General features: G+C 70.9%; 10 protein-coding genes. 2 read left to right on the plus strand and 8 right to left on the minus strand.

The genetic code is table 11. From position 1 onward, the window contains the following. Window positions 1-152: 152 nt before the first annotated feature. From AB4091_RS14820 to AB4091_RS14840, 5 genes are all read right to left on the minus strand, one after another. The gene (locus tag AB4091_RS14820) at window positions 153-6,044 is read right to left on the minus strand and encodes a peroxidase family protein (protein ID WP_442292517.1); all 5,892 of its coding nucleotides are present in this window, start codon (window positions 6,042-6,044) and stop codon (window positions 153-155) included. A gap of 100 nt (window positions 6,045-6,144) precedes the next feature. Continuing rightward, window positions 6,145-7,221 (minus strand): AfsR/SARP family transcriptional regulator, encoded by a 1,077-nt coding sequence (locus AB4091_RS14825; RefSeq protein ID WP_442292518.1) that lies wholly within the window; start codon window positions 7,219-7,221, stop codon window positions 6,145-6,147. A gap of 432 nt (window positions 7,222-7,653) precedes the next feature. Continuing rightward, complete coding sequence (locus tag AB4091_RS14830; RefSeq protein WP_442292519.1) at window positions 7,654-9,192, minus strand: hypothetical protein; 1,539 nt, start codon at window positions 9,190-9,192, stop codon at window positions 7,654-7,656. Window positions 9,193-9,212: 20 nt separating this feature from the next. Then, window positions 9,213-10,007, minus strand: a complete 795-nt coding sequence (locus AB4091_RS14835) for an ABC transporter ATP-binding protein (protein WP_442292520.1) — start codon at window positions 10,005-10,007, stop codon at window positions 9,213-9,215. A 31-nt stretch (window positions 10,008-10,038) separates the two neighbouring features. Next, window positions 10,039-10,692 carry an MBL fold metallo-hydrolase gene (locus AB4091_RS14840; RefSeq protein WP_442292521.1) on the minus strand — a complete coding sequence of 218 codons (654 nt, stop codon included), beginning with the start codon at window positions 10,690-10,692 and terminating at the stop codon, window positions 10,039-10,041. 129 nt (window positions 10,693-10,821) lie between these two features. On the opposite strand from AB4091_RS14840, the gene AB4091_RS14845 reads away from it, so the two are divergent. Beyond that, window positions 10,822-12,585 carry a hypothetical protein gene (locus AB4091_RS14845; protein ID WP_442292522.1) on the plus strand — a complete coding sequence of 588 codons (1,764 nt, stop codon included), beginning with the start codon at window positions 10,822-10,824 and terminating at the stop codon, window positions 12,583-12,585. A gap of 341 nt (window positions 12,586-12,926) precedes the next feature. Here AB4091_RS14845 and AB4091_RS14850 read toward each other — a convergent pair whose 3' ends face one another. Both AB4091_RS14850 and AB4091_RS14855 read right to left on the minus strand, forming a co-directional pair. Further along, window positions 12,927-13,973 (minus strand): YihY/virulence factor BrkB family protein, encoded by a 1,047-nt coding sequence (locus AB4091_RS14850; protein ID WP_442292523.1) that lies wholly within the window; start codon window positions 13,971-13,973, stop codon window positions 12,927-12,929. A 74-nt stretch (window positions 13,974-14,047) separates the two neighbouring features. Continuing rightward, window positions 14,048-14,230, minus strand: a complete 183-nt coding sequence (locus AB4091_RS14855) for a hypothetical protein (protein ID WP_442292524.1) — start codon at window positions 14,228-14,230, stop codon at window positions 14,048-14,050. A gap of 397 nt (window positions 14,231-14,627) precedes the next feature. Here AB4091_RS14855 and AB4091_RS14860 point away from each other — a divergent pair, with 397 nt between their 5' ends. Continuing rightward, window positions 14,628-15,173, plus strand: coding sequence for a copper chaperone PCu(A)C (locus tag AB4091_RS14860; RefSeq protein ID WP_442292525.1), 546 nt, complete (start codon window positions 14,628-14,630; stop codon window positions 15,171-15,173). 28 nt (window positions 15,174-15,201) lie between these two features. Here the strand turns inward: AB4091_RS14860 and glsA are convergent, their stop codons facing one another. Then, a complete protein-coding gene (glsA, locus tag AB4091_RS14865; protein ID WP_442292526.1) occupies window positions 15,202-16,233 on the minus strand; it encodes a glutaminase A in 1,032 nt (343 codons plus the stop codon). Window positions 16,234-16,240 lie beyond the last annotated feature (7 nt).

Consider the following 16,240-nt stretch of genomic DNA (forward strand, 5'->3'; position numbering starts at 1 on the left):
CATACGGCATGTGACACACGGCATACGGCATACGGCACAAAGGTGCTCGCGCCACCCAGACAGCCGGGTGCCCCCGGTCCGTGCGGACCCGGGGCACCCGGTCGTGCTGTGTCAGGCAGTGGGGGCCCCGACGGGCAGGGCCCCCACCCGGCTCACCGGGCCGTCACGAGGTTGGACCTCGCGGAGGCCGCGCTGTTGCCGGCGACGTTGACCGCCTGCACGCTGAACCGGTAGTTGCCGGCGGCCAGCGTCACTGCGGCGGTGCGGAGCGTCGACCCGACGGTGACCACGGTCGGCGCACCGACCACGGTGACGCCGTCAGCTGCCATGCGGAACGCCGACACCCGGTAACCGGTGATCGCCGAGCCGCCCGTGGCGGCCGGGGCCGTCCAGTTGGCGGTGGCCGTGATGGCGCCACCCACCGCGCCCGAGGCAGCCGTTCCGATGACCGGGGCACCGGGCACCGTTCGCGGAGTCGCCGTGACTGCGGTCGACAGAGCGCCCGTGCCGAGAGCGTTGACTGCCCGAACGCTGAAGGTGTACGCCAACCCGTTCGAGATTCCCGTGACGGCGAACGACGTGGCAGTCGGAGCAGCCGTGACGGTGCCGACGTTGACCGTGCCGTTGTTGCGCGTGATCACGATCTCGTACCGCAGGATGGCCGACCCTCCGTTGCTCGGCGCGACCCACCTCACCGTGACCACGTTCGGTCCCGGCGTGCCCGTGACACCGCTGGGCGTGCCGGGCAGACCGCGCGGGGTGATGGCGGCCGACGTGACCGCCGGGCCCGCACCGGCCGCGTTGACCGCGTTGACCGACAGTGTGTAGGTGTTGCCGTTCGACAGCCCGGTCTGCGTGCTGCTCGTGGCCGTGGGAGCGATTCCCGTCACCGTGCGCACCACGGTGGTGCCGACCCGGATCACGACGGTGTAGCTCGTGATCGGAGCGCTGCCGTTGGGCAGCGGCGCCAGCCAGTTGATCGTCGCCGCCCCAGTGGTCGTCGCACCGGAGGTGGCGGTTGCCGTCACGCTCCGAGGTGCGCCGGGCACGCCGCCGACAGGAGTGACCGCGTTCGATGCCACGGCCGTCCCGCTGCCGAACGCGTTCACCGCGGAGACCGTGAACGTGTGCGCGGCACCGTTGGTGAGCCCCGTGGCCGTGAAGGTCCGCAGGGTCGAAGCAACCGTGTTCGTGCTCACCAGCGTTGCACCACGACGGACGACGACGGTGTAGCTCGTGATCGCCGAACCTCCGTCAGCGGCGGGTGCGACCCAGTTGACCGTCGCCTGGGCGTTGCCGGCGGTTGCCGCCACACCCGTGGGCGCACCGGCGAGACCTCGCGGCGTGACCGCGTTCGAGGTGCCCTCCGGCCCGGTGCCGAGCGCGGTGACCGCGCTCACCGACAGCGTGACCGTGGTGCCGTTGACCAGTCCGGTGACCACGCGGCTCGTCGCCGTCGCAGGGATGCCGGTGATGGTCTGGACCACGGTGGCGCCGTTGCGCACGACCACGGTGAAGCTGGTGATCGGCGAGGCCGTCGCAGCCGGAGCGGTCCAGTTGACGGTGGCCGTGCCGGTCGCGGTGGCGCCTGCGCTGGCCGTTGCCGTGACGTTCGTCGGCGCGTTCGGCACCGTGAGGGGCACCGTCCCGTCGGAGAACTTCAGCAGCTCGATGTTGCGCAGGGTGTCGATACCGTCGCTGACCTTCTGCCCGACGACGTTCGCACCGGTCTGGGTGACACGGATGCTGGCGAGCGTCGTGCCGGAGGCGGCGACGGACGTGATGCTGTAGTTCGACAGCGGCCCGCTGAACACCGCGGTGTCGCAGTTGACCGAGGTCGCCGTCGGGGCCGGAGTGGTGGTCGAGCAGTCGGACGGCGCCGTGGCCGCACTGATCGAACGCACCGCGACCAGGTTGCCCGGGTCGACGAGACCGGCGAAGACGGCCTGCTGCAGGGTCATGCCCGCGGTCCCAGGACCGAAGGTGCCGGTCTGGGCCGTGCGCTCCATGAGGTCGGTCGAACCGAGCTCGACACCGGCGGCGTTGCGGACGCTGATCCTCACCGTGAGGGCCTTGTCACCGTCGATGATGTCGTCGGCGCCGCGTCCCTCGAGGGTGTCGTTGCCGGCACCGCCGATGAGGATGTCGCCGTCGCCCCAGACCGGACCGGTCACGGGGCAGAACCCGGCGGCCGAGGCCGCGATGACCGGAGCCGCGTCACCCGTGAGGGTGGGCAGCAGGGGCGCGAGCCCGCTGATCCGGTTGAGGCCTGCCTGGTCGAGCACGTCGCAGCCCGCGAAGCCTGCGCCACCGATGGTGATCGGGGCCGTGCTCGTGCCACGGATGACATCGTTGAACGCGGAGCCGGAGTTGGCCTCCACCTCCTGCCAACGGTCACGGTTGACGACCACCTGGATCGGCACGCCGACAAGGTTGTTGTTGATCTCCATGTCGTCGTCCGCGCCCACGGTGTCGTACTGGTGGATCGCCCAGTCGAAGCCGGCAGCACCGGCGTTGCGGTCGATGGCCGCGTTCTGGGACATGATGTCGTCGCCACCCTCGGCGTCGTAGTCGTTCTCACCGACCTGACCGACGAAGATGTCGTTGCCCGGCGCAACCTGGCCCGGGTCGTCGAAGAACGGCGCCCCGTGGTCGCCCTGGAGCAGGTCCTGGCCCGAACCGCCTTGGATCCAGTCGTCGCCGCCGTCTCCGAAGACGGTGTCGGCACCCTGGCCGGCGATGATGAAGTCGTTGCCGGGACCGGCGAACGTCTCATTGTCGTTGGCGCCACCGTTGATGAAGTCCTGGCCGTCGCCACCCATGAAGATGTCGTCGCCGATTCCTCCGTCGATGGCGTCGTTGCCGGGTCCGCCCTTGAGGACGTCAGCACCGCTCAGGTCGGTGATGATGTCGTTGCCGTCGCCGCCGAGCGCCACGTCGTCGCCGCCGTTGCCCTCGATGACGTCGTTGCCGGCGCCACCCCAGAAGGTGTCGTTGTCGTTGCCGCCGTTGATGCGGTCGACGGCCGAGGTGCCGTTGTAGACGCTCTGGCCGTTGATGCCGGGCGGGTCCACAGCGTTGACGGACCGGTACTGGATGGTGCCGTTCGGCTGCTTCAGCAGGAGCAGGTTCTCGTCACAGTCGGGCGTGTTCGGGTCGTCCACGACCGACCCCGCGCCGGTGATGCTGGCCGGGACGGTGGGAGTCGCCGCACGCACGAGCGTGTTCGGAGAGCTCGACGGCAGGTTGAGGAACGACATCTGGAACTTGCAGTCGGCCGTGCCGAAGGCGTCGGCCTTGAGCGAGTTCGTGCCATCCGTGTTGCGCTGGATGATCTCGGAGAAGCTGTTGCCCTCGAGCTGGGTGCGCAGGTTCATGCCCGGCGTGCGGTTGAGGTAGTACAGCCGGTCGAAGTCCTGCAGGTTCTCCATGGACGTCTGGAACACGTAGTTGTGCGTGCTCCCGAGCAGGCCACCGAAGAGGTTCGTCACCTCGGCGAGGCCACCGACCCACAGGTCGACGCTATCGAGGCCCGTGGTGGTCACACCGCTGGCGGGCGTCGCCCACGCACCGGTGCTGAACATGAAGTCGGCAGCGTCGGCCGGCGGAACAGCACCCGCCGGCGGGTCGACGATGAGCTGCGCCGCGGCCCGCTTGGCGGCGAGCGTCGTCACGTCGTCGGCGGTGCCGAGCACCCCGTCAGGACCCGAGTCGCGGATCGTGGGGTGCGTGCCGTAGGCGGCGACGAAGTTGACCAGGGACGCGTGGTGCTTCATGTGCTGCCCGTAGTCCGTCCAGCTGGTGTACGGCGCCAGCTGGCCGTCGTTCGTCTGCGCGAAGATCTGCCGACGCACGTCGTTGAGCGGCGGGATGCCCTCGGACCGGGCGCGCGTCATGTTGATCGCGGCGAGGTCGAGCGGGAGCCCGAGCAGGTTGTTGCGCAGGGTCTCGGTCACGAACTCGTCGAGCTCGTTGCCGACCTGGTCAGCGGAGCCCATGACGATCTGTCCGGCCGCCTGCTGCGGCGTCAACGTGCCCGTGATGCCCTGACCGCCACCGTTGTAGTACTCGGGTGGGTTGAGGAATGCGGTCAGCAGCGGGATGTTGTTCTGCGCTCCCGTCACGACGTTCGTCCGAGCCACGTCGTCGTCGAGCATCGAGTGCCCGAAACGGTAGACGGCGTGGGCGAACTCAGCCGGGATCGCCGCGTTCACGTCCGGGTTGTAGACGTGGAACGGACGGATGAGCGGCTGCATCTTGCGGCCGAACTCCTCGAAGACCAGGTGCTGGTACTCCATCTCGGTGACGAACCGGGCCGCCTGGAAGAGGCGCTCGCCGTTCCAGCCTGCGGCGCCGGCGGCGGTCTTCCACTCGGCGAGCGCGGCGACTCCGGTGGTCGACGTGTCGTTCGTCAGGGTGTTCTTGATGTCGTCGACGAGGCGGTCGTGCTCAGAGTGGAAGATCTGGTGGATCGCACTCAGCGCGATGTTCTCGTTGCAGCGACCGTCGCCACAGGAGAAGTGCATGTCGAGCATCTCGTTGTCGTACGTGCCGGCCGGCTGGGCGGCGAAGTTCGCCGAGGGCACCGAGTCGGCGTCCGGAACCGGCGCCACGGGCGGGGTGGCCGGGTTGTTGTCCGTGTCCACGGGGCTCGGGTCCGCGTTGTGCGCGATGTCCGTGAGGAACGGCGTGTCGAAGTGACGCACGTTCGCAGGAACGGGAACCGGGTTGCTGAGGTTGCCCTCAACGAGGGTTCCAGCGGTCGTGACGTACTGCGGCAGCCCGTTGGGGCCGGGGATGAACTTGCCGTAGGGGTCGGTCGCGAGCATCGGGATGTTCGTCACGTCGGCGTCGGTGAGCCGGAGGCCCAGCATCGCCGCGGCCTGCTGCTTGACCGACTTCCACGTGCCGATGCCGTCGCGCCCGTCGGGCGACCCGACGTACTGCCCTCCGGCAGCGAGGCCGCCGAGGAGCTTGCCCGTCGAGACCGGCTTGCCACCGACGAGGGCATATTCGCGCAGGAAGACCTGGTGCGAGGGGTGCGAGGTGTAGGTCTGGCTCTGGTCGACCCAGGGCGAGTCGGTGTTGTTCGCGTCCTGGACGTCGTCGGACGTGCCGAGGACGCCGTCAGGGCCTGGCTGGTTCTGACCGCGGGTCAGCACCATGAAGGCCTGGCTCGCGGGCACCTCGTCACCGGTGCCGGCCTTGCCGTCCGGGCCGAGGGTGCGCAGCGGGTCGTCCGCGCGGAGCGGCACGAAGACCGTGCCTCCGCTCTTGACCGTCTGGTCGACACCGTGGTCGAAGAACTGGCCGAAGAAGGTGAACAGCGAGTTGTAGGGCGGCGAGAGTCCGACGTCCGTCGTCACGTTCGGGATGAAGAGGGTCTGGTGCGACGGCGTGCAGCCGGCCGGCACCCCGACGACGGGCGGGACCGCTGTCGGGTCGGGGTCGGTGGTGCAGGGAACGACGCCCGTGTTGCCCTGGGTGCGCACCGGGAACCCAGCGGCCTGCACGGCTGCCGGGTTGGTCGACGTCTGGTCGACGATGAGGTTGCTGATGACACGCGGCTGAGTGTCGAACACCAGGTTGTTGTTGAGCTTCTGGGTGTAGCCGCCGTTCGCCGGGATGACGCCGCTGCCGGGCCCGAAGAAGTTGTTCGGGCTGGCCTCGGCGTTGCGGAACTTCGCCGTGGTCAGCCGCGGGAACGGCTGGTCGGCGGCGGCGAAGGTCTCGCGTCCCGGGAAGAGGTTGTTGCAGGAGCCGTCGACGGTCCGGAGCCCGTAGGCGGACAGCCGGTCGGGGATCTGGTCCGGCCCCGGGCCGACCAGGGTGCCACAGGGGTTGGCCGCGGTCAGCGTTGCTGCGTGGTGCTCGGCGATCTTGATCTGCTTGAGGATGAAGGCCAGGTCGGACGGCGTCACCGTGAAGCCCTGGCCGACGGGGGCGACTGCGGCGCTCGCCATGAGCGAGGCGGAGGGGGCGAGCATGGCCATCGGGATGGCCACCGCCGCCCCTGCGGCGACACGACGGAAGCGCGTGGCCACCGTCGGATGCCACGCTGCGCCCACATGTCGGCGCACACCCCAGAGAGACCGCGTCTTCGGCACTCCGGGCGACCTGCCAGTGATCCAGTTCATGGCATCCCTATCTCGTGAGAACTGCTGTGTGGCGTTGTGAGTTGGTGACAGAGGGCACCGGTCGGCGCCCACGGGTGATGGGCCGCGCGCCCGAGTCGGTGCGCGGCGGGGCGACGGTGTCGGCGCGGGACAGGCCCCGCAGCAGCGCGTCGATGTTGCGGCGGGCATCCTCGATGGAGGGACCGCCACCGTCGAGGGCAGTCGGCAGGCCGGCCATCTGGGTCGGGACGTCGCCGGCGATGGTGACGTAGAGGCAGATGACCGACTCGATGAGCTGAGCCAGGTCGGGGGCCGTCTCGGACGGTCCGCCGAGCAGCCGGGTGTAGATCTCCTGAAGGCGCGGGCCGGGCTGGCAGCCGAGCTCGTCGGCGAGGTGTCGGCGGCACTGCTCGTAGGACCGGAGGCCGTCGGCGTGGCGACCCTGCACCTCGGCGCTGCGCAGCAGGGCCCACCAGGCGCTCTCGTCGAGCGGGTCGAGCTCGACCGCCGCACGCGCCCACGTGGCTGCGTCGGCGGGTGCGACGTCGACGACCTTCTCGGCTGCGGCGACGAGCCAGGCGCGCACCTGTCGACCGTGCCTCCAGCGGGCGTCCTCGAGCCACGCAGCGTCACCCTCTCCGGGAAGGAACGGGCGCAGCAGCTGGGAGAGCGATGACCGCAGCTGAGCGAGGGCCGCCTCGGTGTCGGCCTGCGACAGCGCGCGTTCCACGAGACGACGGTGGCGGTGCAGGTCGAGGTCGACGACGTCGGCGTCGAGGCGGTAGCAGCCGGAGCCCGTCTCGATCGGGCTCCATCGCGGGGCGCCGACCGGACGCAGCCGCTTGCGCAGAAGGCAGATGTAGGTCTCCAACGTTGCGCCGCAAGCGGATCCGCGGTCACCCGGCCAAAGCATCGAGATCAGCTCGTCCTTCGGGACCGGCACTCCGTCGGCGAACAGCAGGGCGAGGAGCAGGTGGCGGATCTTGGTGCCGCCGATGTCGCGGGGGCCCATCTCGCGGTCGTCCACGCGCACGCTCACCCCGCCCAGGAGCTGGACAGCGATCGCTTCGTGCACGTCGATCGCGTCGCTCGCCACTGCGCTCATCGGCCCTCCCCGCCCATGTCGCCCGGACGTGTGCGTCCGGCTCCTCCCGGGGGCGGCCGAGCTGGTCGGCTACTCCCCCGGCCCCGGATGGCGCACGGGGCACCACCCAAGACCCTCGACGGGAGACGTTCGGAGTGCTTGTTCCTGGAGGAACGGCATGGCATGACCCAGCGTCCGCGCGCCTTCGTGTCCCCCACGGCTGCTTGCGGTCTGGGTGTCGCCCCCGCGACTCGTTCCCCCAGGGAGCCCAAGGCCCCTCTGTCCCCGTTTTCCTTCCATGCTGTTGTCTGTTCTGCAGTGTGCTCTCAGTCACATCACAGCCGACGCAAAACAAGAAAATTGCTTCGCGTGAGTTGGGCCGGATCGGTTGCGGCAGTGAACAATTCGGACATTAGGTACCTACCGGCACGCCGCTTCCGCTTCCGACGGCGTTCAGAAGCGGCGAAGGGAGGAGAGCAGCTCAGGCGCTCGACGGTCGTAGACGCGGGCCCCCCACCCGTTTCCCAGCACGGCCACCACGGTCCCGACGGCGATGCCCACCAGCGCGGTGCCCCACGAGGCCCAGCCCACGACGCCATCGCCACCACCCCAGGCCACAGCGGCCAGAAGCAGCGCCGGGGACGAGAGGAGCAGCGTCGCGGCGCTCGCGACGGACTGCGCCACGATCGCCATGCCGGCCGCCCCCGGCGGCGTGCCGAAGGGGCTCGCACCGGGCTCGGGCACCGGGTAGGGCAGCGCGACGCTAATGATACTGGAGACGGCGATCCCGGCACCCAGCAACGCCGCGGACGCGCCCAAGGCCGCTGGAGCCAGCCCCCAGCTACCGGTGACGCCCACTCCGACCAGCGTGTACGCGGGCACCAGCACGAGCGCCAGGAGCAGGTCGGGGACAGACCGGCCCCGGCGGTCGTCGGTGCCCGACGTGCCGGCGACGATGTGCAGCCACAGCGCGTCGGAGTCGTAGGACACGGCGTTGTGGCCGCTCCACCCGATGAGGAAGGCCAGGAGCGGCCCCATCAGCAGGGGCGGCCACTCCATGCCGCTCGCGAAGAACGGGATGAGCAGGGCAAGGGGAAGCACCGGCGTCATCGCCATGCTGGTCTGGTAGCGCGGGTCGCGCCTCCACGAGATCAGGACGCGCGCGGCCACGGCGCCCCACGGGGTTCCCGGGAGCCGCGCGAGCAGCCCGAGGTCGTCACCGGCTGAGGCTCCGGAGTCCGAGCGCGAGACGGCTCGTGGGTTCTCGACCTGGGCCCGCAGGACCCGGGACCACAGGGCGCCCACGACGGCGAGCAGCGCCACAGCAAGGGCGAGCCGGAGGGCGCCGGTGAGCGGTCGGCCAGCAGCCACGTCCCCCGGCGCGGCCCACGCCCAGCCGAGCGGTGACCACGCGACCACCCCTGACACCGTCCGCGCTGCAGGCCCGAGCCCTCCCCCGAGGTCGGCCACGATCGTGACCGCCGGCGCGACGAACCCGAACACGACCAGGCCCAGCACGCCGACGACGTCACGTCCGCGGCGACTCGAGAGGGCGTTCGTCAGCAGTGCGCAGACCCACCGGCTCGTCGTGATGGCCGTGAGCAGCCCGACAGCGGTCGAGACGACAGCCACGAACGTCGACGCCACCGTGTGCGACCACGCGAAGACGACCCCCGCCGCCAGCACGATCGATGCGACCGACGGCAGGCCCACCAGCGCCGCGACGACCAGCCCGACGACGAGGTCGCGGTGCGGCACCGCGTAGGTGGCGAAACGGCCGGGGTCGAGCGTCGGGTCGGAGCCGAACGAGAACAGTGGGAGCACGGTCCAGAGCACGGTGCCGGCTGCCCCGGCCAGCGGGATCACCACCTGCGCGGCGCCGAGGGAGCCACGGAAGGACGCGACGATCAGCGCGAGGCCGGCCACGAGGACCGAGAAGTAGACGATGCCGACGACGGCCCCGATCGCCTGGGTTCTGCTGCGACGGAACATGTTTCGCAGCAACGCCAGCTTCAGCCGGACGAGATGCCCAACCACGACAGCCCCACCACCTCGGTGGATCCGCCCACGAGGTCGACGAACCGCTCCTCGAGCGACCGGCCCTCACGCACCTCGTCGAGCTCGCCGGCCGCGAGCACGACCCCGTCGGAGATCACCGCGACGTGCGTGCACGTGCGCTCGACGAGGTCCATGACGTGGCTGGACAGCACCACGGTGCCCCCGGACTCGACGTAGCCCGAGAGGATCCGGCGGATCGTGGCAGCCGAGATCGGGTCGACGGCCTCGAACGGCTCGTCGAGGACCAGCACTCGCGGAGCGTGGACGAGTGCCGAGGCCAGGGCCACCTTCTTGGTCATCCCCGCCGAGTAGTCGACGACGAGCTTGCCCTGCGCCTCCGTCAGGCCGAGGGCGGCGACGAGCTCAGCGGCCCGCTCGGACGCCAGCTCGCGCGGCATGCCGCGCAACAGGCCGGCATACGTGATCAGCTGGAGCCCGGTAAGGCGGTCGAAGAGCCTGAGCCCGTCGGGGAGCACCCCGATCAGGCGCTTGGAGCCGACCGGATCGGCCCACACGTCTCGGCCCAGCACGTACGCGTGTCCTGCGTCGGGCCGCAGGAGGCCGGTGACCATCGACAGGGTCGTCGTCTTGCCGGCCCCGTTGGGGCCGACAAGGCCGAAGAAGGAGCCACGCGGCACGTCGAGGTCGATGCCCTTGACCGCGACTAGGTCATCGAACCGCTTGCCCAGCCCGCGCATGGCGATTGCCGGGCCTTCGATCGGGCTGCCATGCGGCGCAGGCAGATCCATGGCGTCACTCACCGCGGCCCCCTCAGCGCAGTCAGAACGTCGCCGACTCTGAGTCGCGGAGCGGGGTGTAGGTCAAGCCGTCGACCCCGGCGAACTGCTCGATGTGGCCGGAGTACATCCGGTGCCCCACGTCGCTGAGGAGTGCGTCGTGGATGGGGATGAAGACCTTGGGCGCGATGCGACCGACGAAGGCGATCGAGTCGCGGCTGGCAGCCCACGGGGCGCTGAGAGGGTGGGCCAGCACGTCGACGTCGCCGGGTTCGCCGTCATAGGCGTCGCCAGGATGGAACAGCGACGGCTCCCCGTCGGCACGCAGCACCACGCCGATGTTGGGGATGCGCGGCATGTCGGGGTGGTTGAACGCGTGGAGCTCACCCACTGGGCTCACCACCACGTCGCCGACCGCGAAGTCCTCGCCCTGTCTCGAGGGGACGGCCGCGAGTCCGTCGTCACGGAGCTTCTGCGCGGTGAGGGGGTCGGTGTGGACGGTGGCCGACGGGTTGGCTCGCACGAGCGCGGCCGCCCGGTCGGCGTCGAAGTGGTCGGCGTGGTTGTGCGTCACGAGGATCGCGTCGAGGTCGGTGAGCTGGTCGAAGCCGCTCGAGAAGCTGCCCGGATCGATGAGGACGCGCCGGTCGGCGAGCTCGACGAGGAGGCAGGCATGTCCGAGATGAGTCACGCGCATGTGACCACCTAACCACGACGCCCCGAGGACCCGGGCGACCTGGAACGGCGCCGCGGTCGTGCCCACGGATGACACACTCGTGCCAAGACCGGCTCGCCAGCCCGGTCGTGCCGGATCGGGGTGACGTCGATGGGTGACGAGCTCGAGCTGCTACGGGCGCACGAGCCGGTAGTCCGACTCACCAGCGGCGAGTACTTCGTGCCTGTCGCCGTCGACGCGTGGGTCCGGCACGCCCGTCTCGTCAGCGACATCGCAGGTGAGACCGACATCCTCGCCGAGCCCGGAACACTCGACCTCGCCGGGCTCGCCCGGATCGGGGCCGAGCACGAGGGGCCCGGCCTGTCCCTCTCGGGAATCGCCGAGCCCCGTTCGGTCCTCGACCGCCTGCGACGTGCCCTGCCCGGGACCCGGCCGTCCTTCCGGGCCGGCAGCAGGCTGGCCCAGGTCGGCCTCACCGGCCGCACGGTCGACACGCTCAGTCGCCTCTCGCTGCTGCTGCGCGGCTCGGTCCCCGGCGGCAGTGCGGCGGCCGCCTACGCGGTGCAGCAGGACCACCTGTCCCCCGAACGCCCGACCTACTACGGCAGGGTCGTCCGGACCGGTGACTGGCTGGTCTGCCAGTACTGGTTCTTCTACGCGTTCAACAACTGGCGCTCGGGCTTCTCCGGCGTCAACGAGCACGAGGGCGACTGGGAGCAGGTGACGGTCTTCCTCGACGGGAGCGGGACGCTCGACGAGGACGGCCTGCCGCCGCCTCGGTGGGTCGTGTTCAGCGCCCATGACGAGACGGGCGACGACCTGCGGCGACGCTGGGACGACCCCGACCTCAGCACCGTCGCGGGACGACACCCCGTCGTCTTCGCCGGCGCCGGGTCGCACTCCGGCGCCTACCTCTCCGGTGACTACCTGATCACCGTGGTGCCGCCCTCGTGGGGTGGGCTCGTCCCGGCGGCCCGCCGGGCCGCCAAGCTTCTCGCTCCGTGGGCCCGCGCCGCCCAGGGCTCGGGCCTCGGGATCCCCTACGTCGACTATGCACGCGGTGACGGCCTCACGATCGGGCCGGGCACTCCGCTGACGTGGCACCCGGTCGTCATCGACGACGACACGGCCTGGGTCCGCGACTACCGCGGGCTCTGGGGCCACGACACCAAGGACCGGCTCGGCGGTGAGCGCGGCCCTGCCGGGCCCCGCTACGACCGCGACGCCACCGTGCGCCCGTCCTGGGGCGACCCCGTGGGTTGGGCCCACCTCGCGAAGGTCGCCCCCAGCCCGGAGGCGGAGTCGCGGCTGGTGGCCGAGCGCATCGCCGAGATCGACCGGGTCCTGAGCAGGGCGTCCGAGGCCGAGTCGGCCGCTGCACGCGACCTCAGCACGCGCGCCGCCGGGCTGGGGCCCGACAGCCCCGAGGTCAGGGCCCTCACGGCCGCGGAGGAAGAGCTGACCGCGATGCGCATGGAAGCCGTGCGCGTACGCGACGAGCGGGCCCGGATGGAACGCGTCCTCCGCGACGGGGTGCCGACGGCTCCGCCGCACGCCCACCTGTCGCACCGCCGGACCCCGATCACGGCCAGTGAGCGCTCGCGGGACCGCCTGCTCGGCGCGTGGGCCGTCGTCAGCACCCCGATCGTCATCTACCTGCTCGCCGGTTTCGTCAGGCCCGGGTCGACGGAACGCCCCGTCGGGGCGCTCGTCCTGCTCGTCCTCGTCCTCGCCGTCGAGGCCTTCACGCGCGGCTACCTCGTGGACTACGCCGTCCGCGTCGCCGCGGGCGCCGGGCTCGTCGTCCTCGTCGGCGCCTTCGCGTCCCACTGGCAGCCGGTGGCCTACTGGACGATGGTCGCGCTGGCCGCCGTCGTCCTATTCGTCAACCTCCGCGACGCCAGCAGGCGCTAGCCGACCTGCGGCAGCGCACGCGGTGCCCACGTCAGGCGGTGGGCCGGGGCCGGTGCCGGCGGCCCCCGTCGACGGGGCGACCCACGGCGAGCCTCAGGTGGCGGCTGCGCGCGCGCCCGGACCGCGAAGACCCTGCCAGCCGACGGTCGAGCTCGGCGGCCGGCCACGTCCAGCAGAAGGGGTCGGGGTCGGGCCCCGCCGCCCGGCACCGTTCGCCATCTCCCATCGGACGCCTCCCGCCGTCGCCGCCTGTCCGGACAACGACGACACCCCCCGCGGGGTCACGGCCGGGTGCGGCCTCCCGGGTCACGGGCAGGCGCGACCTCCCGCCGAGGACGCCGTCAGTGGGGCCGACGCTCCGCCGCCTCCACGACGGCTTGCTTGTCGAGGTCGGTCATCGAACGCGTGTCGCGGGGCTCCGCGAACGGCTCGAGGTCCTCCGGCACGCCGGCCGCAATGGCACGACCGCGGTCCAGCTCGGCGTTGACCTCCGCCCCGAGCAGGATCGCGATGTTGGTGAGCCAGAGCCACACGAGGAAGACGACGACACCCGCGAGTGAGCCGTAGGTCTTGTTGTAGGAGGAGAAGTAGGCCACGTAGACCGCGAAGAGGCCCGAGACGACCAGCCAGATGAGCACCGCGATGATGCCGCCGGGGCTGATCCACTTCACGCCGCCCTGTCGGGCGTTGGGGCTGGCCCAGAAGAGCACCGCGAAGAGCACGGAGACGAGCAGCAGCAGCACGGGCCACTTGAGGACGTTCCAGAGCATCAGCCCGGTGTCGCCGGCGCCGACGAGCTGGCCGATCTGCCGAGCCACCGGGCCGCTCACGACGACGATGACGGCGCTGAGCACCATGACGACGACGGCGAAGACCGTCACTCCCACGCGGATCGGGATCGTCTTCCAGATCGGGCGGCCCTCGGGGCTGTCGTAGATGACGTTGGAGGCGCGCATGAACGCCGAAACGTAGCCCGAGGCGGACCACAGGGCGACGAGCAGGCCGATGACGGCGCCGAGCCCGGCGCTGGTCCGGTTGGCCTGCGCCTGCGTGATGAGCGTGCGGACGAAGTCCGCGCTGGACCCGGGTGCCACCGCGGACACCTGGTCGACCACTTGCGCGGTCGCGTCCCTTCCGAGCAGGCCGAGGGCGGCGACGAGCACGACGAGAGCAGGCGCGATGGACAGCAGCCCGTAGTAGGTCAGCGACGCGGCGAGATCGGTGAGGTTGTCGCGCTTGAACTCGCGGCGAGCGCGTTTCACGACCGCGACGAGGGAGGGCTTCGAGAGGTCGGCGGGCGACTCCGGAGTCTGTTCGGTTCGGGAATCGGGCTCAGGCTCGGTGGCGCTGGTGCGGGGGCGGCTGTCGCCGCTGGGGGTCGCTGACATACCGGTGGCGTACCCGGTGGGATGACGGTCTCACCGACCGGGGCGCCCCAGCGCTGGGACGTCAGCCCGAGCAGTCACTGGCAGCGCCACATGCCCGACGAGCGACCGGTCTGGCTGGCCCGGTGGCGGCGGCTGCGCACGGGGGCCACCACGCTGGTGGCGCACGCCTGGGTCAGGCGCTCGATCATCGCTGCACGCTCACTTCCGGTCATCGCGGTCACGGCGGTGTCGTCGTCAACCAGCGTCGGTGCGCTCATGCGAGATCTCCTGCTCGGGTCGGCCGGCTGGGGGCTTGCCGGTGCTGGTGCAAGGTGTACCAGTCGAAATCGGCATCGAGGTCCCGAATGCCCGAGTTGGTGCAAGAAAGTCCCAAGAAAGGTGCAAGTGGACGGATCGGGGGTTGCGCGAAACCCCCGCCCGGGCCGGGGCGGCGTGGCACCGTTGTCCTGTGCCTCCGCACGCCCCAACGGCGTGAGGACCACCGGATGAGGGCGCTGCGGGCAGCGACCGCGCCCCGACGGTGGAGGTGGGCGCTGCCGACTCCAGGGGCAGGGAGTCGGCAGCGCTGCCGCTGTCGGCGTACGCCACGGCCCGATCGTCCGATCACCTGCTGAGGGTGACCCGGTCGACCCCGGCCGCTCCTACCGTGCCTGTATGAGGTTCGGTCCGCTCGTGCCCGCCGCGCTGCTGACGGCCGCCGTCGTCTCCGTAGGAGCCTGCACGTATCAGCCCGACCCCGTCCAGGCCCGGATCACGAACCCGGCGCGAGGCACGAGCGTCAATGCCGAGGCGGGACGCATCCGTCTGCTTGCCACTCGGATCGACGCGCCCGAGGACCGCAAGCTGCTCGGCGGCACGAACACCGGCCTGTTCACGACTCTCGCCAACGACGGCGACCTGCCCGACCGCCTCGTGGCCGTCAGCACCGTCTACGCGCAGCAGGTCGTCATGCGACAGGGGACGGACGGGACGGAGGCCGCGGTCGCCGTCGCCGTTCCGGCCAACGGCGTCGTGTCGATGCAGTACCCCGGTGGGCTCCATCTCGAGCTGGTCGGCCTGAAGCTGGACGTGCGGGCCGGACGCCTGCTCCCGGTCGCCTTCCGCTTCGAGAAGTCCGGCACCGTCACGGTCAACGTCTTCGTCGACGGCTTCGGGTTGCCGACCGTCTCGCCCGCCACGGTGGCCACGCCGGGAGGCTGAGGCGGCACGCCCCGTCATACGACGCCGGTTACGGTGGGACGTCGTGCGGGTCGGGGTTCGACGCGAAGACGTTGAGCCCCAGCGCCCTGCTCAGCGACCGGGTGACCAGCTGCCCGCGGACGCTGTTGCCCGCGGCGTCGAGAGGTGGCGACCACGCCGCCAGACCACCTTTGCCCGGTGCCACGGTCAGCACGGCGCCACTGACCCCGCTCTTGCCGGGCAGGCCGACCTCCCAGAGCCAGTCACCCGACAGCTCGTAGAGTCCGGCGGTTGCCATGGCCGCGAGCACCCGGGCGCACGTGCCGTCGGACACCACGCGCTCCCCCGTGACCGGGTTCACTCCCCCGTCCGCCAACGTGGCCGCCATGACTCCCAGGTCATGGACGTCGACTGCGAGCGAACACTGCCGTGTGTAGAGGTCGACGGCGACCTCGGGCTCACAGTGGATGCGGCCGTAGCTGCGGAGCAGGTGGGCGATGCCACGGTTGCGCAGGTTGGTTTCGGACTCGCAGGCGTAGACGTCGTCGTCGACCTCGAGCCGCCGCCCTGCGAAGGCCGACAGCCCGTCGCGGGCCGATGCCCAGGCCGCCTCAGTGTCGGGCACCGACGTTCCCGGCGAGACGCGCGCGACCTCCTGCAGGAGGCTCGACGCGGCGATGGCTCCGGCGTTGACCATCGCGTTCATCGTGCGGTGGTCGTGCACCTCGACGGCAGTCACGGAGTCGAAGGGCAGGCCGGTCGCGTTGGCGCCCAACAGTTCTCGGGCTCGGTCAGCACCCAGTGCCTCGATGACCAGAGCGAGCACGAACGGCTTGGACACGCTCTGGATCGAGAAGCGCTCGTCGCTGTCGCCGACGTCGAACGAGCGGCCGGTGACGGAGACCACGGAGGCTGCGCACCAGCCGGGGTCCGCTCTCGCCAGCTGTGGGATGTAGGTCGCGACGTGGCCGTCGCGGACGTCGCGGTGCAGGGCGTATGCCGCCTGCAACAGCGTCGTGACCGTGGCGTCGTCGGGCAGGTGCCCGGTCGAGACCCTCTCGAGCGGCCCGTCCGGAGACACGGCCGAC

Origin of the sequence: Terrabacter sp. 2RAF25 (genome assembly GCF_052115265.1) — a bacterium.
GTDB lineage: Bacteria > Actinomycetota > Actinomycetes > Actinomycetales > Dermatophilaceae > Terrabacter.

What these genes read in the sequence shown, in the direction of transcription:
- AB4091_RS14825 (WP_442292518.1), bottom strand. Translation starts at nt 7,221, where the DNA reads ATGAGCGCAGTGGCGAGCGACGCGATCGACGTGCACGAAGCGATCGCT.
- AB4091_RS14830 (WP_442292519.1), bottom strand. Translation starts at nt 9,192, where the DNA reads ATGTTCCGTCGCAGCAGAACCCAGGCGATCGGGGCCGTCGTCGGCATC.
- AB4091_RS14835 (WP_442292520.1), bottom strand. Translation starts at nt 10,007, where the DNA reads ATGGATCTGCCTGCGCCGCATGGCAGCCCGATCGAAGGCCCGGCAATC.
- AB4091_RS14840 (WP_442292521.1), bottom strand. Translation starts at nt 10,692, where the DNA reads ATGCGCGTGACTCATCTCGGACATGCCTGCCTCCTCGTCGAGCTCGCC.
- AB4091_RS14845 (WP_442292522.1), top strand. Translation starts at nt 10,822, where the DNA reads ATGGGTGACGAGCTCGAGCTGCTACGGGCGCACGAGCCGGTAGTCCGA.
- AB4091_RS14850 (WP_442292523.1), bottom strand. Translation starts at nt 13,973, where the DNA reads ATGTCAGCGACCCCCAGCGGCGACAGCCGCCCCCGCACCAGCGCCACC.
- AB4091_RS14855 (WP_442292524.1), bottom strand. Translation starts at nt 14,230, where the DNA reads ATGAGCGCACCGACGCTGGTTGACGACGACACCGCCGTGACCGCGATG.
- AB4091_RS14860 (WP_442292525.1), top strand. Translation starts at nt 14,628, where the DNA reads ATGAGGTTCGGTCCGCTCGTGCCCGCCGCGCTGCTGACGGCCGCCGTC.